The sequence below is a fragment of the Klebsiella sp. 141153 genome, from assembly GCF_032601995.1.
In the GTDB taxonomy this organism is placed as follows: domain Bacteria; phylum Pseudomonadota; class Gammaproteobacteria; order Enterobacterales; family Enterobacteriaceae; genus Klebsiella; species Klebsiella aerogenes.
The window spans coordinates 1-282 of sequence record NZ_JAQIRJ010000049.1; the positions used below are offsets into that span (position 1 = coordinate 1).

Sequence of the window (282 nt, forward strand, 5' to 3'; positions counted from 1 at the left end):
TATATCAGAATGGCTCTGGATGAAGAAGTCCGGCGTATCGTTCTGCTTGATGGCCCGGCTTTTCTTGGCGATCCTACGAAATGGCCGAGTCAGAACAACTGCCTTGACGCCACCCGAGAGAGCATTTCAGATCTGATTGAACGCGGCTTAATCAAGCCGGTAGATGTGGATGCTACCGCCTGGCTGCTAAATGGAGCTGCACTGAATGCCGCTCAGTGGGTGGCTGCCAGTGAAGATCCGCAGCATGCTTTACCAAAAGCGATTCAGGTTTTCACCCTGCTG

Annotated in this window: 1 pseudogene; it reads left to right on the forward strand. The window is 52.8% G+C overall.

Going from position 1 to position 282, the window contains the following annotated elements:
- Window positions 1-282 (forward strand): annotated as a pseudogene (locus PGS10_RS25210) (TetR/AcrR family transcriptional regulator); the annotation flags it as partial.